This window comes from Bifidobacterium sp. LH_743, from assembly GCF_056355775.1.
The window spans coordinates 252,848-278,859 of sequence record NZ_JBKESZ010000003.1 but is presented as its reverse complement, the minus strand read 5'-3'; the positions used below and the strand labels follow the sequence as shown (position 1 = coordinate 278,859).

At 59.3% G+C, this 26,012-nt stretch carries 20 protein-coding genes; 4 read left to right on the top strand and 16 right to left on the bottom strand.

Annotated elements, in window-relative coordinates; genetic code table 11:
* Positions 1 to 7: 7 nt before the first annotated feature.
* On the bottom strand, positions 8 to 1,201 hold the full coding sequence (gene aroC / locus AC1ATL_RS06105) for a chorismate synthase (RefSeq protein WP_476569288.1): 1,194 nt from the start codon (positions 1,199 to 1,201) through the stop codon (positions 8 to 10).
* A 48-nt stretch (positions 1,202 to 1,249) separates the two neighbouring features.
* Here aroC and AC1ATL_RS06100 point away from each other — a divergent pair, with 48 nt between their 5' ends.
* Positions 1,250 to 1,720 (top strand): peptidase A24, encoded by a 471-nt coding sequence (locus AC1ATL_RS06100; RefSeq protein WP_432623524.1) that lies wholly within the window; start codon positions 1,250 to 1,252, stop codon positions 1,718 to 1,720.
* Positions 1,721 to 1,746: 26 nt separating this feature from the next.
* Here AC1ATL_RS06100 and mltG read toward each other — a convergent pair whose 3' ends face one another.
* The 11 genes from mltG to AC1ATL_RS06045 form a co-directional block, all read right to left on the bottom strand.
* A complete protein-coding gene (mltG, locus tag AC1ATL_RS06095; RefSeq protein ID WP_476569286.1) occupies positions 1,747 to 2,928 on the bottom strand; it encodes an endolytic transglycosylase MltG in 1,182 nt (393 codons plus the stop codon).
* Between the two features lie 20 nt (positions 2,929 to 2,948).
* Positions 2,949 to 3,404 (bottom strand): Holliday junction resolvase RuvX, encoded by a 456-nt coding sequence (gene ruvX, locus AC1ATL_RS06090; protein WP_432623498.1) that lies wholly within the window; start codon positions 3,402 to 3,404, stop codon positions 2,949 to 2,951.
* Positions 3,405 to 3,414: 10 nt separating this feature from the next.
* On the bottom strand, positions 3,415 to 6,093 hold the full coding sequence (alaS, locus tag AC1ATL_RS06085) for an alanine--tRNA ligase (RefSeq protein ID WP_476569283.1): 2,679 nt from the start codon (positions 6,091 to 6,093) through the stop codon (positions 3,415 to 3,417).
* A gap of 89 nt (positions 6,094 to 6,182) precedes the next feature.
* Positions 6,183 to 6,419, bottom strand: coding sequence for a hypothetical protein (locus AC1ATL_RS06080; RefSeq protein ID WP_432623494.1), 237 nt, complete (start codon positions 6,417 to 6,419; stop codon positions 6,183 to 6,185).
* Positions 6,419 to 6,808 (bottom strand): DUF948 domain-containing protein, encoded by a 390-nt coding sequence (locus tag AC1ATL_RS06075; protein ID WP_432623492.1) that lies wholly within the window; start codon positions 6,806 to 6,808, stop codon positions 6,419 to 6,421. The genes AC1ATL_RS06080 and AC1ATL_RS06075 overlap by 1 nt, the downstream gene beginning before the upstream one ends.
* An 85-nt stretch (positions 6,809 to 6,893) precedes the next feature.
* Positions 6,894 to 7,568, bottom strand: coding sequence for a histidine phosphatase family protein (locus tag AC1ATL_RS06070; RefSeq protein WP_476569280.1), 675 nt, complete (start codon positions 7,566 to 7,568; stop codon positions 6,894 to 6,896).
* A 147-nt stretch (positions 7,569 to 7,715) separates the two neighbouring features.
* Positions 7,716 to 8,342, bottom strand: a complete 627-nt coding sequence (gene rpsD / locus AC1ATL_RS06065) for a 30S ribosomal protein S4 (protein WP_003809500.1) — start codon at positions 8,340 to 8,342, stop codon at positions 7,716 to 7,718.
* A 205-nt stretch (positions 8,343 to 8,547) separates the two neighbouring features.
* Complete coding sequence (locus AC1ATL_RS06060; RefSeq protein WP_476569277.1) at positions 8,548 to 9,402, bottom strand: ABC transporter ATP-binding protein; 855 nt, start codon at positions 9,400 to 9,402, stop codon at positions 8,548 to 8,550.
* Entirely contained in the window at positions 9,402 to 10,613 is a 1,212-nt protein-coding gene (locus AC1ATL_RS06055) for an ABC transporter permease (RefSeq protein ID WP_476569275.1), read from the bottom strand. The genes AC1ATL_RS06060 and AC1ATL_RS06055 overlap by 1 nt, the downstream gene beginning before the upstream one ends.
* A gap of 1 nt (position 10,614) precedes the next feature.
* On the bottom strand, positions 10,615 to 11,013 hold the full coding sequence (locus tag AC1ATL_RS06050) for a DUF4418 family protein (protein WP_476569273.1): 399 nt from the start codon (positions 11,011 to 11,013) through the stop codon (positions 10,615 to 10,617).
* 239 nt (positions 11,014 to 11,252) lie between these two features.
* Positions 11,253 to 13,919: a UvrD-helicase domain-containing protein gene (locus tag AC1ATL_RS06045; protein WP_476569367.1), complete on the bottom strand. Its 2,667-nt coding sequence runs from the start codon at positions 13,917 to 13,919 to the stop codon at positions 11,253 to 11,255.
* Positions 13,920 to 14,127: 208 nt separating this feature from the next.
* Here AC1ATL_RS06045 and AC1ATL_RS06040 point away from each other — a divergent pair, with 208 nt between their 5' ends.
* Together AC1ATL_RS06040 and AC1ATL_RS06035 are read left to right on the top strand one after the other, a co-directional pair.
* A complete protein-coding gene (locus AC1ATL_RS06040) occupies positions 14,128 to 14,709 on the top strand; it encodes a xanthine phosphoribosyltransferase (protein ID WP_432623482.1) in 582 nt (193 codons plus the stop codon).
* 44 nt (positions 14,710 to 14,753) lie between these two features.
* Positions 14,754 to 16,133 (top strand): nucleobase:cation symporter-2 family protein, encoded by a 1,380-nt coding sequence (locus AC1ATL_RS06035; protein ID WP_476569271.1) that lies wholly within the window; start codon positions 14,754 to 14,756, stop codon positions 16,131 to 16,133.
* A 102-nt stretch (positions 16,134 to 16,235) separates the two neighbouring features.
* Here AC1ATL_RS06035 and AC1ATL_RS06030 read toward each other — a convergent pair whose 3' ends face one another.
* The 4 genes from AC1ATL_RS06030 to AC1ATL_RS06015 all read right to left on the bottom strand — a co-directional run bounded on the left by AC1ATL_RS06030 (position 16,236) and on the right by AC1ATL_RS06015 (position 23,945).
* Positions 16,236 to 18,059: an acyltransferase family protein gene (locus tag AC1ATL_RS06030; protein ID WP_476569269.1), complete on the bottom strand. Its 1,824-nt coding sequence runs from the start codon at positions 18,057 to 18,059 to the stop codon at positions 16,236 to 16,238.
* 214 nt (positions 18,060 to 18,273) lie between these two features.
* Entirely contained in the window at positions 18,274 to 19,503 is a 1,230-nt protein-coding gene (locus tag AC1ATL_RS06025; protein ID WP_476569267.1) for an acetate/propionate family kinase, read from the bottom strand.
* Between the two features lie 91 nt (positions 19,504 to 19,594).
* On the bottom strand, positions 19,595 to 21,265 hold the full coding sequence (gene pta, locus AC1ATL_RS06020; RefSeq protein WP_476569265.1) for a phosphate acetyltransferase: 1,671 nt from the start codon (positions 21,263 to 21,265) through the stop codon (positions 19,595 to 19,597).
* Positions 21,266 to 21,467: 202 nt separating this feature from the next.
* The gene (locus AC1ATL_RS06015; protein WP_476569263.1) at positions 21,468 to 23,945 is read right to left on the bottom strand and encodes a phosphoketolase; all 2,478 of its coding nucleotides are present in this window, start codon (positions 23,943 to 23,945) and stop codon (positions 21,468 to 21,470) included.
* 453 nt (positions 23,946 to 24,398) lie between these two features.
* Between AC1ATL_RS06015 and guaA the strand changes: the two genes are divergently transcribed.
* The gene (gene guaA / locus AC1ATL_RS06010; RefSeq protein WP_476569261.1) at positions 24,399 to 25,961 is read left to right on the top strand and encodes a glutamine-hydrolyzing GMP synthase; all 1,563 of its coding nucleotides are present in this window, start codon (positions 24,399 to 24,401) and stop codon (positions 25,959 to 25,961) included.
* The last annotated feature ends 51 nt before the right edge of the window (positions 25,962 to 26,012 follow it).

Genomic DNA, 26,012 nt, shown 5'->3' with positions numbered 1-26,012 from the left:
GGGGCGGTCACCTCATATGCTCCGGCCAGGACGCCACATAGGATTCGGCGTTGCGTCTGGTTTCGGCGATGTTGTCTCCACCGAACTTCTCCAATACGTATTGCGCGATGGTGAGACGCACCATGGCTTCGGCCACGACGGCGGCCGCAGGAACGGCAGTGCTGTCGGAACGCTGGTTGATGGCTTGCGCGGCCTCGCCGGTGGTGATGTCAACGGTTCGCAAAGCCTTCGGAATGGATGGAATCGGCTTCATCGCGGCGCGCACCACGATCGGCTGTCCATTGGACATGCCGCCTTCGATGCCTCCCGCACGATTGCTGAGACGCACGATGCGTCCATCCTCGCCTACGACCATTTCGTCATGTGCCTGCGATCCGGGACGCATCGCTTCCAGGAAACCATCGCCGATCTCCACTCCCTTGATGGCTTGGACGCCCATGACGGCGCTGGCCAAAGCGGCATCCAGGCGGCGGTCCGATTCGACATACGTGCCGATTCCGGCTGGAACGCCATATACCACGACCTCAATTACGCCACCCAGCGTGTCGGCATTCTCCTTGGCCTCATCGATGCGGGCGATCATCTGCTGTTCGGCGATCTTGTCCAGGGTGCGCACCGGAGACGCGTCCAAGGCGTCAAGATCCTCCGGCTTCGGCAGCACAGCGTTCTGCGGATCGGTGATGCCCGCGCCGCCAATAGACAGCACATGGGAAACGGTACGGATACCGAGCGACTGTTCGAGGAACTGCTTGGCGACCTCTCCCAACGCCACACGCGACGCGGTCTCACGTGCGCTGGAACGTTCCAGCACCGGACGTGCATCGTCGAAGCCATACTTGCGCATGCCGGTCAGGTCGGCATGTCCCGGCCGAGGACGGGACAATGGGGCGTTGCGCCCCTCACGCGGTATATCATGGTCGAGCGGATCGGCGCTCATCACCTCGGTCCACTTCGGCCATTCGGTATTGGCGATTTCAATGGCGACTGGCGAGCCAATGGTCTGGCCGAACCGCACACCAGTGAGCATACGGACTTTGTCCTGCTCGAATTTCATACGTGCGCCACGACCATATCCAAGACGACGACGCGCCAATGCGCCGACGATGTTCTCAGTGGTGACGTGGATGCCCGCAGGCAGTCCCTCGATCATGGCGACAAGCGCTTCGCCGTGCGATTCACCTGCTGTCTGCCAGCGCAACATGCCAACTCCTTTTTCTGCCAAATACAATTCGTGGACTATCTTAACGGTATGTGGTACATGATTTGCCTGCCGAGTCTGCTCTGTGGAACGGCCGTCAGCATCGAGGACGTCCGATCACGCCGTGTCCCGCGCGCATGGATCGCTTTGGGCTGCCTGGCGCAGATCATTGCAGATACTGCGTACGCGATTGCTTCCAATTCGTTGTTTCTGGTGCTGCAGGCGCTGCTGTTCGCAGTACTGTCCGCGACGTTGCAAGGTTCGCTCGCACTCGTCAAACCGGGGACTTTGGGGTTCGGCGATGTCACTTCGACATTGATGGTCGGGCTTTCCGTAGGCATGTTCGGATTGTTCGCCATGGTGTATTGGTGGCTTGCGATTGCTGTGATCGGCATGCTCTGGCTGGCTTTTTGGACGCGGTTTGATCCGCAGAAGCGTACTCGGTTCGCCGGCAAAACACCGTTCGTCCCAGTCATTGTCGTAGCCGGGGCGATCGGTGTCATAATCAGCGCGTTCCGCTGAGAAATATCTGAGAGATATGTGAAACGTCAGTTGGCGTTTTCGTTGTTGTTCTTGTATTCGTCGCGGATTTTCCAGAATTCGTCCTCGGTTTCCACGAATTTGGTCTCACCCGTCTTGAGATTGGTGGTGACGAAGTATAGCCATTTGCCTTCCGGGGGATTCATGGCGGCCTGAATCGCGGAATCGCCGGGATTGCTGATCGGCGTCGGAGTCAATCCCTTGTTGACGCGGGTGTTGTAGGGGTTGCTGCCATCCTGAAGCTGCTCGTCCGTCAGCTGGCTGCCGTTGATGCCGAAGCCATAGGCGACGGTGCTGTCCATGCCCAATGGCATGTTCTGGTCGATACGGTTGAGGATGACACGCGCGACTTTGCCGCAATCGTCCGGGTTGTTGGCTTCGGATTCCGCGATGGACGCGATGATCAGGATACGCTCCCTCTCGCTTCCGGTAGGAACCTTCAGGGCGTCAAGCTTGGCGATACGCGCATCCACCATATCCTTGATGATCGTCTCCGCCGACTTGCCCTGTACCTCGTATGTGCCCGGTTCAAGCCATCCTTCGAATTTTCCGTTCGCCTCATCGGGAAGGATACCTTTGCCGCCGCCATCGATGATCGTCTTGAATTCAGAGACATCCTTGCCGGATGCCTGCGCAGCGTTGGCGATGACGTCGGACACTCTCTCGCCGGCCTTCACCTCGGCGAAACCGCCCGCCTTGCTTTGATCGGAGAGGATCTTGACTACATCGGCCGCTCTCATATGAGTTTTCAACGCGTACACGCCCGGATACAGCGTCGCGTTGGCCGCGGCAATCGCGGAAGTGAAAGCGGATTCGGATTTGACGATGCTCTTCTTGACCAGATTCCGTGCGATCTGATCGGTGGCCTGCCCGGTTTTGACGGTGAAGGTCACCGCCTTGTCTCCCGGACCCTTATAATCCGCAATCTGAAGCGAGGAATCAGAGGCCGTGACCGCCTTGAGATGCCTAATCGCGCCTGCACCTAAAAAACCAATGCCGATCACTAAAGCGACGACTGCAACGACTGCGACAACCATCACCGTGCGGCGACGTCGACGTAGCGCACGTTGTTTACGTATGTCACGTCGGGATTTCGGAGATTGAGACGGTTCGGGATCGGCGGATGCGCCTCCCGATGTCTCGACCCATTCCGCGTTGTCGGAAAAGTATTCATCCAAATCTTCGGTCATTAGTTTCTAGTCTCTCGTCCTCATTTGCGGTTTCGATCAAGCGCCGTCTGCAAAATCACCACCGCAGACTGCTGGTCGACCATCGGCCGATGCCTACGACCGCCGACATGCGCATCGAACAGCTGCTGATGCGCGGTAACTGTGGTCAGACGTTCGTCCACCAGATCGATGGAAGGAACATCCGTTATCGGATACGCTTCGTCCTCCACGGCGGCGTGCAACCGCTTTTCGAGATTGACGGCCCAGCGCCTTGCCTTTTTGGCGCTTTTCCCCTCTTCGCCGTTCAACAGCAACGGCAGACCGATCACCACATGATCCACCGACTCGTCCCCAATGACGTCGATGACCTCATCCAACGCGTGGAAGTAATCCCCATAGACCTGGATGTTGCCTATGGGATGTGCGAGGGTGAGCTCGGGGTCGGACAGTGCAAGTCCGACCCGGGCGTCACCCAAATCGATTCCAAGCCAAACCATGCTTGGAAGATCACCCCTTCATGGCCTGGTTCGCCAGCGACTCAAGAGCCTCGTCGATCCTGGTGGCGTCAGCGCCGCCACCCTGTGCGAAGTCCGGCTTGCCGCCGCCGCCACCGCCAAGAACCTTGGAGGCGCCACGGACCAAATCTCCGGCCTTGATGCCCTGCTTGCGGGCCGCCTCGTTGGTTGCCACGGCGACCATGGGCTTGCCGTCCTCGTTCACACCGGCAAGAGCCACCACGACCGGCGTGTCATCGCCGAGCTGTCCGCGCACATCGAGCACGGTCTTGCGCAATGCGTCGAAGGAGCCGAAATGACCGACGTTCTTCTTGGCGACCTTGACCGGAGCCTGGGATGCCTTCGCGTCAGCCACCAAGGTCGGCACGGAGGCCGCAAGCTGGGACTCGTACATGGCCGCGAGGCGACGATCGGATTCCTTGAGCTTGGCAAGCAGCGTGTTCACGCGATCGGCGAGCTCGTCCGGACGGGCGTTGACCATATCGGAAAGCTGGGAGACCAACGCGTGCTCACGCGCGTTGAACTCGTATGCGCCCTGACCGACGACGGCATCCACACGACGGACGCCGGAACCGATCGAGGCTTCGGACATGATGTTGATGGCACCGATCTTTCCGACGTGGTCGATATGAGTACCACCGCAGAGCTCACGGCTCCAACCGTCCTCGCCGATGGAGACCACGCGCACGATATCGCCGTACTTCTCACCGAACAGGTGCATGGCGCCGAGCGCAATGGCGTCGTCGAACTTCATCTCCTGGGTGGTGACCGCAAGGTTCTCGCGGAGCTTCTCGTTGACACGGGCCTCGACGGCATTCATCGCGTTCTTGCTCGGCGCGCTGGACCACTGGAAATCGAAACGGAGTCGGTTCGGAGCATCCTCGGAACCACGCTGGGTTGCCTGCGGACCGAGTTCCTCACGCAGCGCCTTGTGCACCATGTGGGTAGCTGTGTGGGCGCGTGCGATGGCGCCACGACGGTCGAGATCGATGTTGGCGTTGACCTCGGCGCCGACCACCAGCGTGCCTTCGGTCAGACGGCACTGATGCACGATGAGATCCTTGATCGGCTTCTGCACGTCATCGACTTCGAGCACCGCTCCGTCATCGGACAGAATCTCGCCCTGATCGGCGAGCTGGCCGCCGGCCTGCGCATAGAACGGCGTGCGATCGAGGATGACCTCGATGTTGGCCGGACCGGTGACCGCGGGAACGGATCCCTTCCCTTCCTGCATGATGCCCAGAACCTTGGCGCGTGCAGACATGTCGGTGTATCCAAGGAAGTCGATCGGCTTGGCCAGCGTCTTCTTGAAATCGTCATAGACGGACAGATCCACGTTGTGGCGCTTCTTCAGCGCGTCGGCACGGGCGCGGCTCTTCTGCTCGGCCATCAGTTCGCGGAACTTCGCCTCGTCGACCTTCACACCCTGGTCGACGGCCATCTCGAGCGTCATCTCGATCGGGAAGCCGTAGGTGTCATGCAGCTTGAAGGCGTCCTCGCCGGACACAAGGTCGGATCCCGCCTGCTTGGCCTTGGACACGGCCATGTCGAAGATCTCCGTGCCGGATTCGAGCGTGCGGCGGAAGGCATCCTCTTCGCCATAGGCGGCTTCGGACACATCGTGGAAGGTGTCGTTGAGTTCCGGATAGCTCGGTTCCATCGCCGCCTTGGAGGTCGGCAGCAAGGTCGGCATGACCGGATCGGTCACGCCAAGCTCACGCATGGCCTTGACGGTGCGGCGGAGCAGACGGCGAAGCACATAGCCGCGGCCGTTGTTGGACGGGCGAACGCCATCAGACATGATCATCAGCGCGGAGCGCACATGATCGGCGACGATACGGAAGCGAACGTCCATGGCCTCGTCATCGCCGTAAGTACGGCCGGAGAGCTTCTGGGCAGCCTCGATGACCGGAAAAACCTCGTCAGTCTCGTAGATGTTCTGCTTGCCCTGCATCAGGTATGCGAGACGCTCCAGGCCGGCGCCGGTATCGATGTTCTTGTTCTCAAGCTCGCCGACGATATGCAGGTCTGTCTTGGACTTGACGTTGTCAACCTCGTAGTTCTCGAACACGAGGTCCCAGATCTCGATGTAACGGTTCTCATCGGCGATCGGGCCGCCTTCCACGCCGTACGCAGGTCCGCGATCGACGTAAATCTCGGAGCACGGGCCGCCGGGGCCGGGGCCGCCGGTGGTCCAGAAGTTGTCTTCCATGCCCATGATCTGGATATGCTCGGGGTCGACGCCCTCGTTCTTCCACATGGACCGGGCTTCCTCATCATCGGTGAAGGTGGTCATCCACAGCTTCTCCGGGTCGAAGCCGTAGCCACCCTTGTCCTGAGGGGTGGTCAGCAGCTCGTATGCGTAATGGATGGCCTCCTCCTTGAAGTAGTCGCCGAAGGAGAAGTTGCCGAGCATCTGGAAGAAGGTGCCGTGACGCGTGGTCTTGCCGACCTCATCGATGTCCAGGGTACGCACGCACTTCTGGTTGGAGGCCATGCGATGCCTCGGCGGGGTCTGTTCGCCCATGAGGTACGGGATGAAGGGAACCATGCCCGCGATGGTGAACAAGGTGGTCGGATTCGGGGAAATCAACGATGCCGAGGGAACGACAAGATGATCATGCTGTTCGAAATAGTCGAGATAGCGCTTCGCGATTTCAGAAGTGCGCATGTGGATTTGAACTCCTTTATTGTCGGAAGACCCAGTGTCTTCCAAACGTATGATCGATTGCTTGGACATGCCGTGGGGCGGAACTGCGATCAGTTCGTTCCGTCCGAGTATTTTGCGTTGAGCTCGGCCTCACGGGCTCGACGCGCAGCGTTGAACTCGTTGACTAGACCCTCAAGCGTGCGCATGGTCACATGGTCCTGATCAGGCCCAAGCAACAGCTGACGGGCCATATCAGGCGTATTGGCCTTGACATAGGCCTGTGCCTTGGTGACGGCGACGACACCGACACACACGCCGATGGAGACCCAGAAGAGACGCTTGAACATCACTCCCCCTTATTATCTGCCGCGCGGTTGATGTTCCGTTTGTTCAGGAACGACTGCGCGGTGGATTTCAATGCGTACATGGTGGATGCCACTTTGATGACGGGCTTGCCCAGGAACGATCCGTACAGGTCGGTCAGGGCGCCGACGTTGTTGGCCGTGGTCGAAGCGGCGGCGGAGATCTTGTTGACATCCTCCAGTGATTTGTTGACCTGCTGCACCGTGGTCACGCTCTCGTCAAGCGCCGGAATCGCATGGTCTCCGGTGTCCTTGACGGTTTCGGCGATCTGATCGAACAGCTTGCCGAGACGAATCAACGGGTAAATCATGAAGCCGGCAAGGACCGCGAACGCAATCGCCGCGATCAGACCAGCAATCTCTCCAACACCCATCCTGCACCTCTTTTCAGTTCCACGGTTGTCCGTGAACGCAATACCCGCATAAGACTAGTAAAAAGTCCCGACTGCGGCAAATGTCTCACTGATTGTATGAAACCACCGTCACCGCGCGATTGATGGGTTCGTCCGTATCGAAATCAAGACACGTCACCGATCCATTGGCGGGACGCTCGCTCAGGTCATATCCCTCAGGCGCGAATCGGTGCATGAGGCTCAGCAGCGTATTGCCATGGGAAATCTGCAGCACATGGTCGCCATCTTTGAGTCGCGGATTTCCCGCGATCAACGCGAAGCCACCCTCAACCCGTCGCCAGTATTCGGCATCCGATTCGGCATCGTGGAACGGATCCGCCTCCTTGAGAAAATCGCGGGTGGCCGCGAGTCCATATCGGGTGACGATGTCGTTATAGTCCTTCGCGCCATGGGGGCCACCGGCCGCGGTCCAAGCCACGCCCATGTCCTGACCTTCGAAATAGCCATAGAACTGTTCGCGGAAATGCATGTCGCTGATCAGCCGCGGACGGACATGCCCCGCGGACTCGTTCACATCGAGGATTCGCTGCGCCGTCACTTGGGCGCGAGTGGTGTCGGAGCAATAGGCCGCTGCGAAATCGATACCCTTGAGCTTGTCGGCGGCCTTGTCCGCATCGGCAAGACCCGCATCGGTCAGCGGGGAGTTCGACCATCCCTGAAGCCTGTTGTAGCGGTTGAAGAACGTCTGTCCATGGCGGACCAGATGAAGATGAAGCAACATGTCTTCCATGGTACCTATGCAATCGGCCAAACGACATGCCGCCCGGAAAAGGGCCCATAGAAAGCGAGAAGCCCCGCAGCCATGACGGCTGCGAGGCTCACGCTGTATGTCCTTAAACTGTATGTTCTTACAGTATGTTGTTCCAGATCAGCGGGCGTAGAATTCGACCACGTACTGGATGTTGACCTGCACCGGGATCTCTTCGGCCTCGGGCTTGCGGGTCAGAGTGGCCTTCAGGGAAGGCAGGTTGACGTCCAGATAGCCCGGAACCGCCGGCAGCACGTCACGGTGCACGCCTTCGGCAGCGGCCTGGAACGGAACCATGGTCTGGCTCTTGGCCTTGACCTGGATGGTCTGGCCCGGCTTGACGCGGTAGGACGGACGATCGACGATGTTGCCATCGACGAGGATGTGGCGATGCACCACGAACTGACGGGCCTGGGCGGTGGTGCGGGCAAAGCCTGCGCGCAGAACCAGAGCATCGAGACGGGTCTCGAGATCGGTCAGCATGGCGTTACCGGTCTGGCCGGCGGTATGGGTGCCCTTCTCGTAAGCTGCGCGAAGCTGCTTCTCGGAGATGCCGTACTGGGCGCGAAGACGCTGCTTCTCGCGCAGACGCACCGCGTAATCGGATTCGGTGCGACGGCGGGTGCGGCCGTGCTCGCCAGGAGCATACGGACGCTTTTCAAAAATGCGCTGAGCCTTGGGGGTCAGAGCGATGCCGAGGGCGCGGGAAAGGCGCACCTGACGGCGAGAACGCTGAACGTTCGTCATTGGTTTAATCCTTTGTTTGTTCTGTCGTTGTCTGAACGGAACGCATGCCGGTTGTCCGGCATACGCTGAGCCAGCCTCTCCAGTGCTTCTTCGTGACATGCACGAACGGCTTGACCCATGATGCCGGGCATCATGATTGGCCGCCGACCCACTGACGGGCTAAGACTCCAGACGGTGCGCATCCCTTTCAGGCGCACACCAGTCGCTAATCATACACATGAGGGACGGACGAGACGCTTCGATCCGCCCGCATCGGCATGTCACGACCATCAATCAGCGTCAGCCGTCCTCTGTCCATGCGGTACATGCGGTCCGCGTATTCAAGTGCATCCGGATCGTGGGTGACCATCAGCACCGCGGTTCCGTCATCCGCCACCTGACGCAGCAATCGCATGACCACCGCCGTGCTTTCCGCGTCCAAATCTCCCGTGGGCTCATCTGCAATCAGTAGTTTCGGCTCGTTCATCAGAGCCCGGGCGATGGAGACCCTCCGCATCTCGCCGCCGGAAAGCTCCTTTGGGTAGCAAAAGGCGAGATCGCCCACCAGCACCTGATCCAATAGCATCTGCGCGCGGCGCATCATATGATCGGACTGCGGTACGAGCGACGTCCGTGCAGAAGCCGGATAGATGACATCGGGAAGGCCGTTGTCCGCGACAGGATCCGACGTCCGCTCCTCATCCACGATGGCGTTTCCCCGACGTGGACCGCCGCGTAGTACCGCGGGAAGGATCACATTGTCGATAGCGGTGAGATTCGGCAGCAACGTCTGGATCTGCGTGACGAATCCGATGGTGCGATTGCGCAAATCCGACATCCGCCTGTCGTCCAAGGCGGCCACGTCATTGCCGTCCAGCATGATCGAGCCGGCCGAAGGCTTCAGCAATCCGGTGATGAGGTTGAGCAGCGTGCTTTTGCCATTGCCCGATCTGCCGACGATCGCCGAGAATTCGCCTGGGCCGAGTGCGAGGTTCACATCGTCCACCGCAGGAAAGGACACGCCTCGACGCACGAATTCGCGGGTAAGTCCACGAATCTCCAAAATGCTCTCTTCCGCCATCATTCCCCCTCCCTCAACGTCAGATAGGTTTGTGAAGCGGATAGGCGCACCGCAGTGGCGATGACTGCGATCAGACCGGTGGCCACGGCGAACAGCAGACTGACGGCCGTCAGCGCCAGCACCTTGCCGACTCCTATCTGCAGATAGGGCAATTGCAGTTCTTTGGCGATCAGGCCGTTGAATGGGAGCACCGCCAGTGACGCGCAGGATATGCCTACCAAACCTCCAATGGCGCCGATGATCGCCGATTCCTTGACAATGATGCCCACCAATGTCGCGCGGGTCGCTCCAAGGATGCGGTACGCGGCGAATTCGCGCTTGCGCTCGTTCATGGATGACGAGAACACGGCCAGCATGACAATCAGACCCATGGCCCAGAACACCGCCACGAATACGGCGGCGTAGCGGATGATCGCCTTGAGATTCGCTTTGGTGGCCGCGGTGATACCTCCCGGATACACGTAGCCCAAGCTCGTGATTCCCGTGGCCTTGGCGATGTTGGAGGCCACCTGTCGGGCGGAATATCCATCCTCGACCTTGACGAGCACGGCGGATACGGCCTTGTCCGCGTATTTCTCGGGAATCGCCGCATGCCCGGTCCGAGCGGAGTAGGAGATGACGTCCGGCACCGTGTCCATACTCACGAACACGGAGTTGTCCAACGACGTCCCGGTGTCGGCCAGTTGCGCGGCCACGGGAAACTCATGCCCGTACAGTTTGACGGTGCCTTCGGCCGACACGTTGATGCCGGCTCCTGCGACGACCTGACCTCGGCGGAGCGTGCCGTCGATCTGCGAAGCCATCCAGGGAGTGATGACGAAATCGGTGTCGGGGTTGAAGCCGATGATCTGCACCTTCTCGTCGCAGCAGGAGGCCGCCAGCGAGGAGATGTACGTCTGCACCGTGCTCTTGGAGACGCCATCCGCCTTGGCGACTTCGGCGCCGATGTCGTTGGTGAAATAGAACGTGCTCGAAGCGTTCCCCGTAAGCAGGGCCTCCGCCTTGGTCTCGGTGTTCTGCGGCGTGACCATCAGGTCGGCGCCCATACGTTCCTGCATGCTTTCCAATCCGTTGCTGAGGTTCATGGAGAGCAACGCTCCCCCATGGAATGCGAAGGCCAGCATGCCGACGACGATGACAAGCGCCGCCGTGCGGAAGGGTTTGCGTCGCAGATTGGCCAGCGGCAGTTTCGATAACGTGATATGCGGCACGTCAGGCACGCTTCGACGGACGGAAGTCAAGATATGCGGCGACGGACGAGACCACGGCCAACAGCACGCCCAGCACGATGAGCGTGGGCATCGTCACCATGTGGCAATGCATCATGGCTCCCTTGCACACGCCGATCAGCACGGTCGGTGTCAATACCACGAACACGCCCAGCACGGCATTGGCGATATCCAATCCGGCTCTGGCGGCATCGGTGACGAAGAATCCGATCACCGCCAGCAGCACAGTCACGATTCCGATCCCCAAAGCGACCTGCGCGGTGTAATGGCATGCCATGGGCATGTTTTTGACCGCGCACACATGGGCGAAGGTCCGTGGAGCGATGGCGATCAACGCTCCCAAAGCGGACTGGGATACGACGGCGAATGGTTTCCTGAACATGGTCCTCCCTCTCGATAAGCGAACATCGCCGATTATCGCAGCGGACAATCAGAAAGAAAAGACTTGTTTTTCGACGCGATCCGTGATATACGGCCCACAACATCCATGCGGCTGCGCCGCGAAAAACCTCCGGCAAGACCACTAGAGCTTTTCGACGGCTGAGCCGACAAGGACAGTCCAGTGGACTGTCCTTAGCGAAGTGAGCGGCTATGCCGCGAAGGGAGCCTATCGAAAAGCCTCTAGAGCTTTTCGATAGGCGCCTCGCGGATCAGCAATCGCCGCACGCCGTCCGAACCGAAATCCACGGTGATCACGGAATTCGCCCCCGCATCCTTCGTCTCGACGATTTTCCCCATGCCGTAGCGGTCGTGGGTGATTCTGTCGCCGATCTGGAAATCCCCGATGCTCAGACCATTGCCACTGGCACCCGAACCGGCGGAAGCCGGTTTCGTCAGATCCTTCGGTTTCACTCGGCGAGTGGCGACCCTGCCGGATTTTCCCGACGGTTTGCCGGAACCGTACGACGACCGGGAGGAGCCATATGATCCGTACGTCGATGACCCCGAACGGGAACCGTATGAGGAACGACGGTTCCCCGATGCGTGGCCGGAACCATATGTGGAACGGCTGGAGCCATATGCCGTTCCATACGATGAACCGCCATAAGACGAACCACCGTATGACGAGCCGTATGAGGAACGCGACCCATGTGATCCGGAACCATGTGACGACGAGCCGTATGCCGCTCCTCCGAACGTGGTGGGTCCGAAATCATCGTCGCCCCAGTCTCCGTACTCGTCATCGTCGTCATCGTTCTGCCAGCCGGCGCGCATCCGCTCGATATTGGCCTCACGTCGTTTCCAATCAATCAGGTCATCCGGAATCTCGTCCAAGAATTGGCTGGGAAGCATTGCATCGGACTGCCCCCATTGGCTTCGCGTGGCGGCGCGGGTCACATAGAGGCGGCGCTTCGCTCGGGTGATGCCCACATATGCCAGACGACGCTCCTCGGCCAGCTCTCCGGTGTCCTCAACGGCACGCTGGTGCGGAAAGGTGCCCTGCTCCATGCCGGTGAGGAACACATACGGATATTCCAATCCCTTTGCCGTATGCAGGGTCATCATCGTGACCTTGCCGGAGTCCTCGTCCTCCCCCGGCAGCTGGTCGGAATCGGCGACCAACGCCGTGGTCTCCAGAAAACCTGCCAGCGTGGCGTCCGGCGTGTTCTGTTCGAATTCGGCGGCCACGGACTGCAGCTGTGAAAGGTTGTCGACGCGCGAGGCATCCTGCGGATCCTCGGAGCGTTGCAGCCCTTCCAACAGGCCGCTTTGGGACAACACCTCGGCCACCACCTCGGATGGTTTCGAATCATGCTCCTTGGCGAAATCCGCGAGCCCGTGCATCAAATCGCGGAATGCCCCCAACGGCTTGGCGATGCGTCCGGTCATGCCGCCGATCTGTTCCATGCGCTCGACCGCTTCGAAGAACGTGATGCCATGAGTATCCGCGTATCCGGCCACGAGGCCTTCCGCACGCGCGCCAAGTCCACGCTTCGGGACATTGAAGATGCGCCGCATGTTCACGTTGTCGGCGGGGTTCACGATGGCCTGCAGATAGGCGATGGCGTCCTTGACCTCCCTGCGTTCGTAGAATTTGGTGCCGCCGATGAGCTGATACGGCAGATTGGCGTTGATCATCGCCTCTTCCAAGGCACGCGATTGCGCGTTGGCGCGGTACATGATGGCGACATCCCGGTAGGCGACGTTCTCCTCGGTGTGGATCCGCGCGATCTCATTCGCGATCCATCCGGCCTCCTGCCGCTCGTCATCCGCCGCATAGCCGATGATCTTGTCCCCCTCGCCGAGGTCGCTCCACAGTTTCTTCGGCTTGCGGTTCTCGTTTCTTGAGATCACCGCGTTCGCCGCGTCGAGGATGGTCTGCGTCGAACGGTAGTTCTGTTCGAGCATGATGGTCTGCGCGTTCGGGAAATCCTGTTCGAAATCCTGGATGTTGCGAATGTCCGCGCCACGGAACGCGTAGATGGACTGGTCGGAATCGCCCACCACGGTGATCCAACTCGGTCCGACGCGCCCGGCTCCCTTTTGCCGGGGGTCGGGCAGCTCCCCCGAATCGACGCCGGACAGCTCACGCACGAGCACATATTGGGCATGGTTGGTGTCTTGGTATTCGTCCACGAAAATGTAGCGGAATTTGTGACGATAGTATTCGCTTACCATTGGGCATGTCTGCAGCAATTCCACGGTGCGCATGATCAGATCGTCGAAATCGACCGCGTTCGCGAGCGCCAGACGATGCTGGTATTCGGCATAGACAACGGCCGTCAGCTCATCGAGGTCGTCCGAACCCACTTGGTATCCACGCTGTCCCGGCGTGTAATCGCAGTTCGCCGCCTTCAACTGATCCTTCCAGGAAATCAGCGAGTTCTTGCAATCGGAGATCTTGCCCAGCAGCATGCGTGGCGTGTATCGCTTCGTGTCGAAGTTCAGGTCGGCCGCGATCAGTTTGATCAGACGTTCGCTGTCCGCGGTGTCGTAGATCGAGAAACCCGATTTGAGGCCGATCTCCTTGCCGTCGCGCCGAAGGATGCGCACGCAGGCGGAATGGAAGGTGGATATCCACATACGCTCGGCCTCCGGCCCCACCAAAGACACGAGGCGTTCGCGCATTTCGGCCGCCGCCTTGTTGGTGAAGGTGATGGCGAGGATGTTGCTGGCCCAGATGCCATGCGCCAGCATCCATGCGATGCGGCGTGTCAGCACACGTGTCTTGCCCGATCCCGCGCCCGCGCCGATGAGCAATGCCTGCTTGTAGCATCTCACCGCTTTCTCCTGCTGGGGGTTGAGACCCTCAAGGAGGCTTTGCGGATCGCATATCGCGGGGCCCATGCTCTGTTCCACTGATTCCTCTTTTCTTCCACGCGCTCGCGTTCAAACATTTGTTCGTAGGACTCATATCTATCATATGAGCAGGTCAGAGGACACGACTCGCACGGTCAATTGAGGCGCGTATGCTGAACTCCTATATACGGTTCTCCGTATGCCATTCCACGCCGTTTTCTTGCGGCGGGCACTACCACTATTACTAAGGGGTTTCATGAAGGAACTTGAAGAGCGCATCGCGCAACAAGGTACCGTCAAGCCCGGCAATGTGCTGAAAGTGGACGCGTTCCTCAACCATCAGTGCGATGTCGAGCTGTTCGACCATATGGGAGCCGCCTGGGCCGAGCATTTCAAAGGAAAGAACATCGACAAAATCCTGACCATCGAAGCTTCCGGCATCGGCATCGCCTGCGTCGCGGCCCGTCATTTCGGGAATGTCCCGGTGGTGTTCGCCAAGAAGGCGCAGTCGATCAACCTTGATGGCGACCAGTACACGACCACCGTCTATTCCTTCACCAAGCAGAAGGAATTCCCCGTTATCGTGTCCAAGCGTTATCTCAACGAAGGCGACCATGTGCTGCTGATCGATGACTTCCTCGCCAATGGCAAGGCGCTGCAGGGTCTGATCGAACTGTGCCATAAGGCCGGAGCCACGGTGGAGGGTATCGGCATCGCGGTGGAGAAAGGCTTCCAGGGAGGCGGCGACCATCTGCGCGAGGCGGGATATGACGTCGATTCCTTGGCGATCGTGGAATCGATGGATCCGGAGAACGGCTCCATCGTATTCCGTTCCTGACCTTCATCGGACGCTCAAACGACCATAAGAGAGGATGTAACCAATTGAGCGAAGAGAAGAACACAACAAAGGACGAGGACAAGAAGACGGGAAAGGGCGTGTCGTTTGAGGCGCTCAGCAGCCTTGACGCGCCGGTCTCGTTCTGGAAGGGCATTCCGTTCGGTCTGCAGCATGTCATGGCCATGTTCGTGGCGAATCTCGCGCCGATCTTCCTGGTGGCTTCGGCCGCCAAGATGGATGCCGCGCAATCCGCCGCCATCATCCAGGCGGGTCTGCTGGTCGCGGGTCTGGGCACCTGCCTGCAGCTGTATGGCGTATGGCTGATTGGTTCTCGTCTGCCCATGGTCACGGGCATTTCCTTCACGTATGTCGCCGCCGCCATGTCGATCGCACAGCATCAGGGTTATGGCGCAGTCGCCGGTGCCGTGGTGCTCGGCGGCCTGTTGGAGGTAGTGCTTGGCCTGACGGCAAAGTATTGGCGTCGGTTCGTTCCGCCGATCGTTTCGGCGATCGTCGTCACCTCGATCGGTTTTTCGCTGCTGTCGGTCGGCGCCACCAGCTTCGGCGGTGGCTCCGGCGCCAAGGACTTCGGCAGCTGGCAGAATCTGACGCTCGGTCTGATCTCACTTGTGGCGTGTCTGGCGTTCCAATTGCTGATGAAGGGCACCGCCAAGCAGCTTTCCGTGCTGTTCGGCCTTGTCGTCGGCTATGTGGTCGCCATTGCCATGGGCAAGGTCGATTTCTCCGGCTTCACCAATCTGCAGGTCGTGTCCGTGCCGCATTTCATGCCGTTCAAGCTTGAGTTCGATCCGGGAGCGATCATCTCCTTCGCACTGCTGTACGTGGTTTCCTCCGTCGAGGTGCTTGGCGACACCGCGGCCCTCACCAAGGTCGGTCTTGACCGCCAGCCCACGGACAAGGAAACCGCTGGAGCGATTGCCGGCGATGGTCTGATCTCCTCCGTGTCCGGACTGTTCGGATGCCTTCCGCTCACCTCGTTCGCCCAGAACATCGGCCTGGTCGCCATGACCAAGGTCGTCAACCGCAAGGTGATTCTCTCCGGTGGCCTGATTCTGGTGATCGCCAGCTTCGTCCCCACCGTCGCGGAGGTCTTCAACTCCCTGCCGCAGGCTGTGTTGGGCGGCTGCACCATCATGATGTTCGGCAACATCATCCTGTCCGGCTTCCAAATGATTTCCGAGGCCGGATACACGCAACGCAACATCACCATCGCCGCGTTGAGCCTGACCATCGGCATCGGCTTCACCCAGGTCGGCGACATCTTCGCCAATTTCCCCGCGCTGTTCCAGTCGATCTTCGCGTCCAACTGCATCGCGGTGTCGTTCGTGGTAGCGGTGATCCTCAACGCCGTGCTGCCTAGCGAGGAGCACTTCCTGTCCGCTCCGCAGCACCAGGAGGACTAATCACGTTGCCTTCCCTATTTCAGGGAAGGCATACGGAGAATCCCCATCCCATGCAATCGGGATGGGGATTTTTCATATATCCTGATTCCTACGGAGAACCTCTCAGTGCCCCTGCTTGATCCAGTCGGAAATCGAATCCTTGACCGCCTGCGCGTAAATCGTATTCGCCATCCCTGGATGGATGCCGTCGCCGGCGAGCTCGTCGGCATGCGCCGAAATGGCCTTGTCCCAATCAACCAATACGACGTTGTTGGAATGAGCCTTCGCGTAGTTTCTCAATACGTCATTCGTGCCGGGAACCCAAGACACAGGGGCATGAGCGTTGATGAGTACCAGAACCCGATCCGGACCGATATCGTTGTGCAGCGCGTCAAGCTGATCTTCCGTCACCACGGAATTGGTGGCAAGACCCACCAGTACCCACGGACGCAGATTCCCTTGCGATTTTTGCTGGTCGATGAGCCCTCGCGCCGTCGTCATCGCACGCGAGACCTCGGCATCCACAATGATATTGGGGAACATGTCCTGCAGGCCTTTGCTGGAAGCCAGCATCACCGAATCGCCGATGGCGGTCATCTGCGAGCCGTCCGGCATCTTGTGCATCGGCTTCCTTGGAGCCGGTGGCCTGGACCGGTTCCAATCGGCATGTCGACCCTGCTCGCTCAGCATCTTGGCGTTGGAGGCCAATGTCTGTTCCACGCTGGTACGCATCGGCGCATGGACGACGGCATAACCGCCCGTCCCACATAGCGCGACCAGTACCGCAATCGTTATGAAGTTCCTGACAAGCGCATGAGCTCCGTCTTTGCCGGACACATCGATCAGTGCCCCGAAGCCATCTCGGGCCACCGGATGCTCGAGCAGCTTCCAGGAAAGCATGGCGAACAAGGCCGTCAGCGCCACGGTGATCAGCAACATGCGGCCCATCCGCATCCCCCATTGAGGGAACATGGCTTTGACCAACAGCCACAACGGCCAATGCCAAAGATAGATGCCATATGAATGATGTCCGATGAACGCGAACGGTTTGAAGACCAGCAGATCCTGCATCCAGGATCCGAATGGTATGGATCCCGCAATCAGCACCAAGGCAAGCAGGGAAGCCACGAAGATACCACCTCGAAAAGCCTCCGGCCCTTGGGAGACATGCCTCATCATCCATAGCAAGGCCAGCAGTGCAATGAACGCGGCCACAGGTCCTATCCTGTTCCATACCGTGTGGAACAGCTCCGTCCACGATCCGCTGTTCCTTCCGCGCTCACGGCGCATGACCGGCAGGATCCAGGCCAGCATGGCTCCCAACCACAATCCCATGGCATGGGTGTCGGTACCGAAGTAGACCCGTGTGGGATCATCGCCAGGCTGGTATTGCAATCCCATGGACAATGCGCTTCCCACGGACAAAGCCGCCAGAATGCCCACGGGCACCCATCTGTTGATGATTCTACGCAACAGCAAGACCACGAAAGGGGCAATGAGATAGAACTGCATCAGCAATGACATGAACCACAGATGCCGGAACATATCCGGATTCATCTGGGAGAAATAGCTGGCTCCGCTACTGATGGCGTACCAGTTGTAGCATCCCAGCAACGCGGTTATGATTTGATCGCGGACGCCGACGAGCATGTCCTTGTTCACGAACCAAGCCAAGGTCGTCGTCACGGGAATCAGCATGAAGAACGCGGGATAGATTCGACGGAAACGCTTGAGATAATACTCTCCCAGTCCGATTCCCCTGCCCGAATCGATATGGTTAAGCAGCGACGAGAAGATCAGGAAGCCGGAGATGGTGAAAAAAACATCAACCCCGAAAAACCCTCCATGGAGCGCGCCTTCGTCGCAATGGTACAGCACTATCGCAATCAGGGCGATACCCTTGAGTCCATCTAAACCGACAAAATGCCGTCTGGTAGTCACAATCACCAACCGTTCTCTCTTTTTGTCGCGCACGCTACGACCAACCTGTCGTATCGTATCACCAAGCAACCCCTTTGGAAGTGGGTAGAAGACGCTTTCCTTTAAAAGAAAAATCGCGCCGTCGTGACTGCACGATCGATAGTGTCGATCATCAGTCGCGGCGACGCGATTCGCCATACGGTCTCACTACGTTCCGCGAGTGGCGGAACGCCGTCTCCACTTACTTGGAGAAGACGTTGCCGTAGGTGTCCTTGCCTTCTTCTGCGATGGCAGCGGACTTGCGGGCGATAGCCAGCTCCTCGTTAGTCGGAATAACGCAGATGGTGACTGCGGAATCCGGAGCGGAGATGATGCGCGGCTCCTTGGAGCGGGTTGCATTCTTCTCCTCGTCCAGCTTGACGCCGAACGGAGCGAGCTTGTCGCAAACCATCTTGCGGACGACGTCATCGTTCTCGCCAACACCTGCGGTGAAGGTGATCACATCGACGCCACCCATCTGGGCGGTGTAGTTGCCGATGTAGCCGACGATGCGGTGCACGTAGATGTCCAGAGCCAGCTTGGCGTCCTCATTGTCTTCCTCGACCAGACGGTGCACTTCACGCAGGTCGCCGTAGCCGGTCAGGCCCATCATGCCGGAACGCTTGTTGAACAAGGTGTCCAGTTCGTCGACGCTCATGTGGGCGTTGCGAATCAGGTGGAAGACGACAGCCGGATCGATGTCACCGGTACGGCCGCCCATCACGAGGCCTTCGAGCGGGGTCAGGCCCATGGAGGTCTCGACCGGCTTGCCGGAGATCTCGGCGGAGGCGGAGGCGCCGTTGCCGATGTGCAGCACGATCTGCTTAAGTCCCTCAGCCGGCTTGCCGATGACGGACGGCACTACGGAGGAGATGAACTCGTGGGAGGTGCCATGAGCGCCGTAACGACGGATATGATACTGCTGGGCGACTTCCTTGTTCAGCGCGTAGGTGCTGGAAGCCTTCGGCAGCTGGAAGAAGAAGGAGGAATCGAACACGAAGACCTGCGGGACGTCCGGCAGCAGGGCACGCATGACCTCAGCGCCCTTGGCCTCCGGGCCGTTGTGCAACGGGGCGAGCACGGCGAGGTCCTTGACCTGGCCGATGGTCTTGTCGTTGACCAAAGCCGGCTTCGGGAAGATCGAACCGCCCTGCACCACGCGATGACCGACGGCCACAATGCCCGCATCGGCGAGCTTCGGACCGAACTCATCGAAGAAGCCGAGCACGCGCTTCAGACCCTGCTCATGGTCATGAATCGGCTCCTCAAGCTCATGCTTTTCGCCGTTGTACTCGTGCTTGTAGTGGCCGTCAACCGGTTCGCCGATTTTTTCGACCAGACCGGAAGCGATACCTTCGCCGGTCTCAAGATCAACCAGCTGATACTTGATAGAGCTGGAACCGGAATTGATGACAAGGACGGTTTTCGCCATTGTGGGCATCCTCCATGTGTTAATCGATGTGCCGCCTAGGCGGCTTTCCAAATCTTTAGAATACTCGTTGCTTGCTACAAAAACACCCGTATCACTGGGCTTCGATGGCGGTCAGCGCGACGGTGTTGATGATGTCCGGAACGGTGGCGCCACGGCTCAAGTCGTTCACCGGACGATTAAGCCCCTGCAGCACCGGACCGACGGCCACCGCTCCCGAAGAACGTTGGACAGCCTTGTACGCGATGTTACCCGCGCACAGATCCGGGAACACGAACACATTGACATGTCCTGCGACCGGATCGTCCTTGGCCTTGGTGGCCGCGACGGTCGGAGACCACGCCGCGTCGAACTGGATGGAGCCGACCACCGCAAGATTCGGCGCCTTCTCCCTGACAATGGAGGTGGCCTTCTCCACAAGTTCCACATCGGGACCTTTACCGGAACCCAGCGTGGAATAGGACAGCATGCCGACTTTGGGCTCGATGCCGAACGCCTTGGCGGTTTCGGCTGACTGGATGGCGATCTCGGCAAGCTGTTCGGCATTGGGATTGAGGTTGATGGCACAATCGGCGAACACGGCGACATGGTCCTTGAAGCACATCAGGAACGCGCCGGAGACCAGCGACGTTCCCGGCTTGGTCTTGATGACTTGCAACGCGGGACGCACCGTGTTGGCCGTCGAATTGATGGAACCGGACACAAGACCATCCGCCTTGCCCATCACCACCAGCATCGTACCGAAATAGCTTTCATCGGCCAGTTGTTTGCGCGCCTGTTCCTCGGTCATACCCTTCTTGGCCCGTAGCTCGCACAGCTTGGCCACCATGGGTGCCAGCACAGTCTCATCATCCTTGGCCTGGAATTGGGCCTTGTGCAACGACTTCAGGCCAAGTTCTTCACCACGGGCAAGAATGGACTGCTTGTCTCCGACGATGACCAAATCGACGATGTCGCGTTCCAGCAGGTAGTCGGCCGCCCGAATGATACGGTCTTCAGTGCCTTCTGGCAGAACGATGGTCTTCTTGTTCGATTTTGCCTTGCCAAGCAGACCATATTGGAACGCGTACGGTGTTGTCGGTGCGTCGAACGGCGTTTTGATGGCCTTGATCAAATCATCGGCGTCCACATTCGCAGCGAAGGCCGTGTCGGCTTTGGCGGTCGCGTCATCATCGTCGAAATCGACGGCAGGCAATGTCCAAACAGGAACGGGATAATCCGCAAAGCAGTCCCGGAGCGGCTGCGGCTGCGTGTCATCGCAACCGGTGATGAACACTCCGACGACTTTGCTGCCGGCTTCCTCGATGACCCTGGCAGACGCTTCGACCGTGTCTCTGACCTGCTCCGGCGTGCGGTTGATGGTACATACGGCCAGCAGTACCGGCGATTGCAAATCAGCGGCCACATCGGCGTTGAAAGCGAACATCGACGGATCATTCACGGAAGATCTGTCAGTGCCGACAATCACCATGGCCTCCGGATTCGCGGCTTCGACTGCATGCGTATAGGCGGCGACGATGTCGGCCCTGGCCCCCTTCTTATCCTCACGAGCGCGTTTAGGACACACACCGACGCATTGCTCACGTGTCAGACCGGCATTGGACGCTCCGATCAACACATCCGTAAAGGTGTCCTTTCCGCAGACCGACGGACGGAACACTCCGGTCCTGCCAATCGAGGCAAGTGTTTTGATGACTCCAAGAGCCACGACATTACGGCCATTCGCCGCTTCCGGACTGATGATGGTGATGCTGGTAAGACTCACGGTGTCTCCTGTTCAGTATGTACGTATGTACGGATGCGATACTGCGTTGTTCGCACCATAAGCAATTGTAATGCGAAACAACCGTCAGACCGCTCTCGTGATTCGGGGGCTTTCAGAAAACATCTTACGCGAATAAAACAATGTCCCAAGGAAGACATGCTTCCTTGGGACATTTCAAGCAATCAGGTCAAAAGACCTAGGCTCACTCGTTATCGCCAGCGGTTGCGGCGGTAGCGGAGACAGCACCCTGCTTGTTGGTGTTCACGCCGGAGTAGACCCAGTCGGTGTAATCCGGGTGATCGTAGCCGTTGTCGACGGCGAACTGGAAGGCTTCCTGACGGAAGGCCTCGAGCTCGTTGATCTTGTCGGCGTACTTGTCGGCGTCGATCATGCGCAGAGCTTCAGCCTGGAGCTCGTAGCGATCGATGTTGTTGACGCGCACCATGTCGTACGGAGTGGTGGTGGAGCCCTGCTCCTCGTAGCCGTGGACGTTGAAGTTGTCGTGGTTCGGGCGATCGTAGATCAGACCACGCACGTCGCGGGCGTAGGAGTGGTAAGCGAACAGAACCGGCTTGTCCTCGGTGAAGAGCTCAGCGAACTCTTCGTCGGACAGGGCCTCGTTGTTCTCCTTGGCGGACTGCAGCTTGACCAGATCCACAACGTTGACGACCTTGAACTTGATGCCCATGGCGTCCAGCTTGTCGGCGGCGGCCATGATCTCCTGGGTCGGAACATCGCCAACGGAGGCAAGCACGATCTGGACCTCATCGTTGGACTTCGCGTTGGAAGCCCACTTCCACTCGGCGGCACCCTTCTCGAGCTCTGCGCGAGCCTCGTCCAGGGTCAGCCAGGTGGCGGCCGGCTGCTTGCCAGCGATGATGGCGTTGATCTTGTTGGTGGACTTGTAGCACTTCTCGGCGACGGCCAGCAGCATGTTGGAATCCACCGGGAAGTAGATGCCGATCACGTGGTCGTTGTTGAAGCACTTGTTCAGCAGGACGGAGGTGACACCCGGATCCTGGTGGGAGAAGCCGTTGTGATCCTGACGCCACACGTGGGAGGACACAAGCAGGTTCATGGAGGAGATCGGCTTGCGCCACGGGATCTCGCGGACGGTGGCTTCCAGCCACTTGGCGTGCTGGTTCAGCATGGAGTCGATCACGTGCACGAAGGACTCATAGGAGCTCCAGATGCCGTGACGGCCGGTCAGCAGGTAGCCCTCGAGGAAGCCTTCCATCTGGTGCTCGGACAGCTGCTCGGTGACCTGGCCGGTGACAGCCATGTGCTCATCGACCTGGGAGGACAGGTAGCCAGCGTCCCACTGCTTGTTGGTCACATCGTAAGCGGCCTGCAGACGGTTGGAAGCGGTCTCATCCGGTCCGAAGATGCGGAAGTTGTCCGGGTTGTTCTTGATGATGTCGCGGGTGTAGACGCCCAGACGACGGGTGGCCTCGAGCTGGCCCCAGCCGTGGCCGTACTCCTTGACTTCCTTGACCTCGTAGTCTTCCAGCTTCGGGAGCTTGAGCTCCTGGCGGATCAGACCACCATTGGCGTTCGGGTTAGCACCGATGCGCAGCTCACCCTTCGGCATGAAGGCGGTGACTTCCGGCTTCACAGCGCCGTTCTCGTCGAACAGCTCTTCCGGCTTGTAGGACTCGAGCCAGTTCTTGAGGACCTCGAAGTGAGCCTCAGTATCGCGGGCGGAAGCCAGCGGCACCTGATGGGAGCGCCAGGAACCCTCGGTCTTCTTGCCATCGATGAACTTCGGGCAGGTCCAGCCCTTCGGGGTGCGGAAGATGATCATCGGGTAGAACGGACGAGTCATGTCGTCGGTCTGAGCGGCGGCCTTGATGTCGCAGATCTCGTCGAAGACGGTCTCGAACAGCTCGGCGAAGCGACGGTGGATCGACAGGTGATCCTCATTGTCGAAGCCGGCGACGAACTCGTACGGCTCATAGCCCATGCCGTGGAAGAACTCATGAAGCTCTTCGTCGGAGATGCGGGACAGGATGGTCGGGTTGGCGATCTTGTAGCCGTTGAGGTGCAGAATCGGCAGCACGATGCCGTCGGTACGCGGGTTGATGAGCTTGTTGGACTGCCAGCCGGTGGCCAGCGGGCCGGTCTCGGCTTCGCCGTCGCCGACGATGGCCGGAACGAACAGGCTCGGGTTGTTCATCACTGCGCCGTAAGCGTGAGACAGAGCGTAACCCAGCTCGCCTCCCTCGTGGATGGAGCCCGGGGTCTCCGGAGCGTAGTGGGACGGAATACCGCCCGGGTAGGAGAACTGGCGGAAGAACTTCTGCAGACCAGCCTCATCCTTGGTGATCTTCGGGAAGGTCTCGGTGTAGGTGCCGTCGAGGTAGGACTGGGCGGTACCGGCCGGGCCGCCGTGGCCCGGGCCCATGATGATCACAGTGTTCTGCTGGTGATCAGCGATGAGACGGTTGATGTGGCCGATGAGGAAGTTCAGGCCCGGGGTGGTGCCCCAGTGACCGACCAGACGATGCTTGACGTCTTCGCGGGTGAAAGGCTCCTTCATCAGCGGGTTGCTACGCAGATAAATCTGGCCGATGGAGAGGTAGTTGGCTGCACGCCAGTACTTATCCACGCCTTCGATAGCTTCCTCGGAAACCGGAGCGTTCAGCTTCTTCCAAGGGGTGCCAATAACAGGACTCGTCATGTGTACTCCTGTACTCCTGCACTGTGATGTGCGATTGTTTATTTCCTTAGGTCATGCGTCATATCAAAAACCTTGCGGTTCCGCGCTATGACTCATTTCCAGTCACTTGAGCATATTACGAGCGAGGTGCGACTTTTTTCTCTTTTTTTGCGACTGTGTGTGTAAATGTTGCTTTTTTGTTGATAATTGTGAGTTTTCATCGGGCTTTTTGTGCGCACTTCACAGGATATCAAAAAGATTGATAAACGGCTCAATATCAACGCTTTTAGTCGGTTAATACATTTTTCCCACGTTCGTTTCACAAGATACACGCGCGGCGTGTTGAGCAAACGAACGTAAGCAATTGTGAGATTCGTCCATGCGATGCTCACGTGTCTCCAATGTCTTCTTGCAACGCCACAATAGAGCAGTTAACGTTGTTCGCTTTTGATCCTCATATCTAGGGAGAGTGTTATGGCTGCAGGTCCTGTGCTCGTTGTCGATTTCGGAGCCCAGTACGCCCAGCTGATCGCACGTCGCGTGCGTGAGGCCAATGTTTATTCCGAGCTTGTGCCGCATTCCATGCCGGTCGACGAGATGCTGGCCAAGGATCCGCAGGCCATCATCCTGTCCGGCGGTCCGGCTTCCGTGTTCGAGCCCGGCGCTCCGCGCGTCGACAGAAAACTGTTCGAGGCCGGCGTCCCGGTGCTCGGCATCTGCTATGGCTTCCAGGCCATGGCGTACGCATTGGGCGCAGATGTCGACAAGGCTGCCCTTGGCGAATACGGCAAGACGGAGACCACCATCGACAAAGCCGAGGGTCTGCTTGACGGCTCCCCGGCAGAGCAGAGCACTTGGATGAGCCACGGGGTCGCGGTCAAAACCGCTCCGGAGGGTTTCGAGGTCCTAGCCCACACCGAAGGTGCTCCCGTCGCGGCCATGCAGGACGAATCCCGCAAATTGTATGGCGTGCAGTGGCACCCGGAAGTCAAGCACACTCCGATGGGACAGAAACTTATCGAGAACTTCCTGCACAAGTGTGCCGGACTCGGCGACAACTGGAACGCCTCCAACATCATCGAGGACCAGGTGGCGAAGATTCGCGAGAAAGTCGGCGACGCACAGGTGATCTGCGGTCTGTCCGGCGGTGTTGATTCCGCCGTCGCCGCCGCGCTGGTTCACAAGGCCATCGGCGAACAGCTGACCTGCGTGTTCGTGGACCACGGCCTGCTGCGCAAGGGCGAGGCCGAACAGGTCAAGCACGATTTCGTCAAGGCCACCGGCATCAAGCTCATCGCCGTGGACGCCTCCGAAGACTTCCTCACCGCGCTGAAGGGCGTGAGCGAGCCGGAGAAGAAACGCAAGATCATCGGCGAGAAGTTCATCCGCACCTTCGAGAAGGCGCAGCGCCAGGTCATCGAAGAGGCCGGCGCCTCCGGCAAGGAAGTCAAGTTCCTCGTGCAGGGCACCCTGTACCCGGACGTGGTGGAATCCGGTGGCGGTGACGGCGCGGCCAACATCAAGTCCCACCACAATGTGGGCGGCCTGCCGAAGGACATCAAGTTCCAGCTCATCGAACCGCTGCGCACGCTGTTCAAGGACGAGGTCCGAGCCATCGGCACCGAGCTCGGCCTGCCGGACGAGATTGTGTGGCGTCAGCCGTTCCCGGGGCCGGGTCTAGGCATCCGCATCATCGGCGAGATCACCAAGGAACGTCTGGACGTGCTGCGCGAGGCCGACGCCATCGCCCGCGAGGAACTGTCCAAGGCCGGCCTTGACCGCGACATCTGGCAGTGCCCGGTCGTGCTGCTGGCCGACGTGCACTCCGTGGGTGTGCAGGGCGACGAACGTACCTACGGCTCCCCGATCGTACTGCGCCCAGTGTCTTCCGAAGACGCCATGACCGCCGATTGGTCCCGCATCCCGTACGATGTGCTGGCTACCATCTCGACGCGCATCACCAACGAATGCCGTCAGATTAACCGCGTGGTGCTTGACTGCACCTCCAAGCCGCCGGCAACCATCGAATGGGAGTGACGGTTCCCGCAGCATTGCGGTAATCACGTTATGGAAATGGAATGGCCTCTG

Excerpts from the sequence above, each read along its gene's own strand:
- AC1ATL_RS06075 (WP_432623492.1), bottom strand. The coding sequence starts at position 6,808 with ATGGGTGTTGGAGAGATTGCTGGTCTGATCGCGGCGATTGCGTTCGCG.
- mltG (WP_476569286.1), bottom strand. The coding sequence starts at position 2,928 with ATGACCGAAGATTTGGATGAATACTTTTCCGACAACGCGGAATGGGTC.
- guaA (WP_476569261.1), top strand. The coding sequence starts at position 24,399 with ATGGCTGCAGGTCCTGTGCTCGTTGTCGATTTCGGAGCCCAGTACGCC.
- AC1ATL_RS06050 (WP_476569273.1), bottom strand. The coding sequence starts at position 11,013 with ATGTTCAGGAAACCATTCGCCGTCGTATCCCAGTCCGCTTTGGGAGCG.
- rpsD (WP_003809500.1), bottom strand. The coding sequence starts at position 8,342 with ATGACGAACGTTCAGCGTTCTCGCCGTCAGGTGCGCCTTTCCCGCGCC.
- AC1ATL_RS06045 (WP_476569367.1), bottom strand. The coding sequence starts at position 13,919 with ATGGGCCCCGCGATATGCGATCCGCAAAGCCTCCTTGAGGGTCTCAAC.
- AC1ATL_RS06040 (WP_432623482.1), top strand. The coding sequence starts at position 14,128 with ATGAAGGAACTTGAAGAGCGCATCGCGCAACAAGGTACCGTCAAGCCC.
- AC1ATL_RS06080 (WP_432623494.1), bottom strand. The coding sequence starts at position 6,419 with ATGTTCAAGCGTCTCTTCTGGGTCTCCATCGGCGTGTGTGTCGGTGTC.
- AC1ATL_RS06100 (WP_432623524.1), top strand. The coding sequence starts at position 1,250 with ATGTGGTACATGATTTGCCTGCCGAGTCTGCTCTGTGGAACGGCCGTC.
- alaS (WP_476569283.1), bottom strand. The coding sequence starts at position 6,093 with ATGCGCACTTCTGAAATCGCGAAGCGCTATCTCGACTATTTCGAACAG.
- AC1ATL_RS06015 (WP_476569263.1), bottom strand. The coding sequence starts at position 23,945 with ATGACGAGTCCTGTTATTGGCACCCCTTGGAAGAAGCTGAACGCTCCG.
- ruvX (WP_432623498.1), bottom strand. The coding sequence starts at position 3,404 with ATGGTTTGGCTTGGAATCGATTTGGGTGACGCCCGGGTCGGACTTGCA.
- AC1ATL_RS06060 (WP_476569277.1), bottom strand. The coding sequence starts at position 9,402 with ATGGCGGAAGAGAGCATTTTGGAGATTCGTGGACTTACCCGCGAATTC.
- aroC (WP_476569288.1), bottom strand. The coding sequence starts at position 1,201 with ATGTTGCGCTGGCAGACAGCAGGTGAATCGCACGGCGAAGCGCTTGTC.
- AC1ATL_RS06025 (WP_476569267.1), bottom strand. The coding sequence starts at position 19,503 with ATGGCGAAAACCGTCCTTGTCATCAATTCCGGTTCCAGCTCTATCAAG.
- AC1ATL_RS06070 (WP_476569280.1), bottom strand. The coding sequence starts at position 7,568 with ATGTTGCTTCATCTTCATCTGGTCCGCCATGGACAGACGTTCTTCAAC.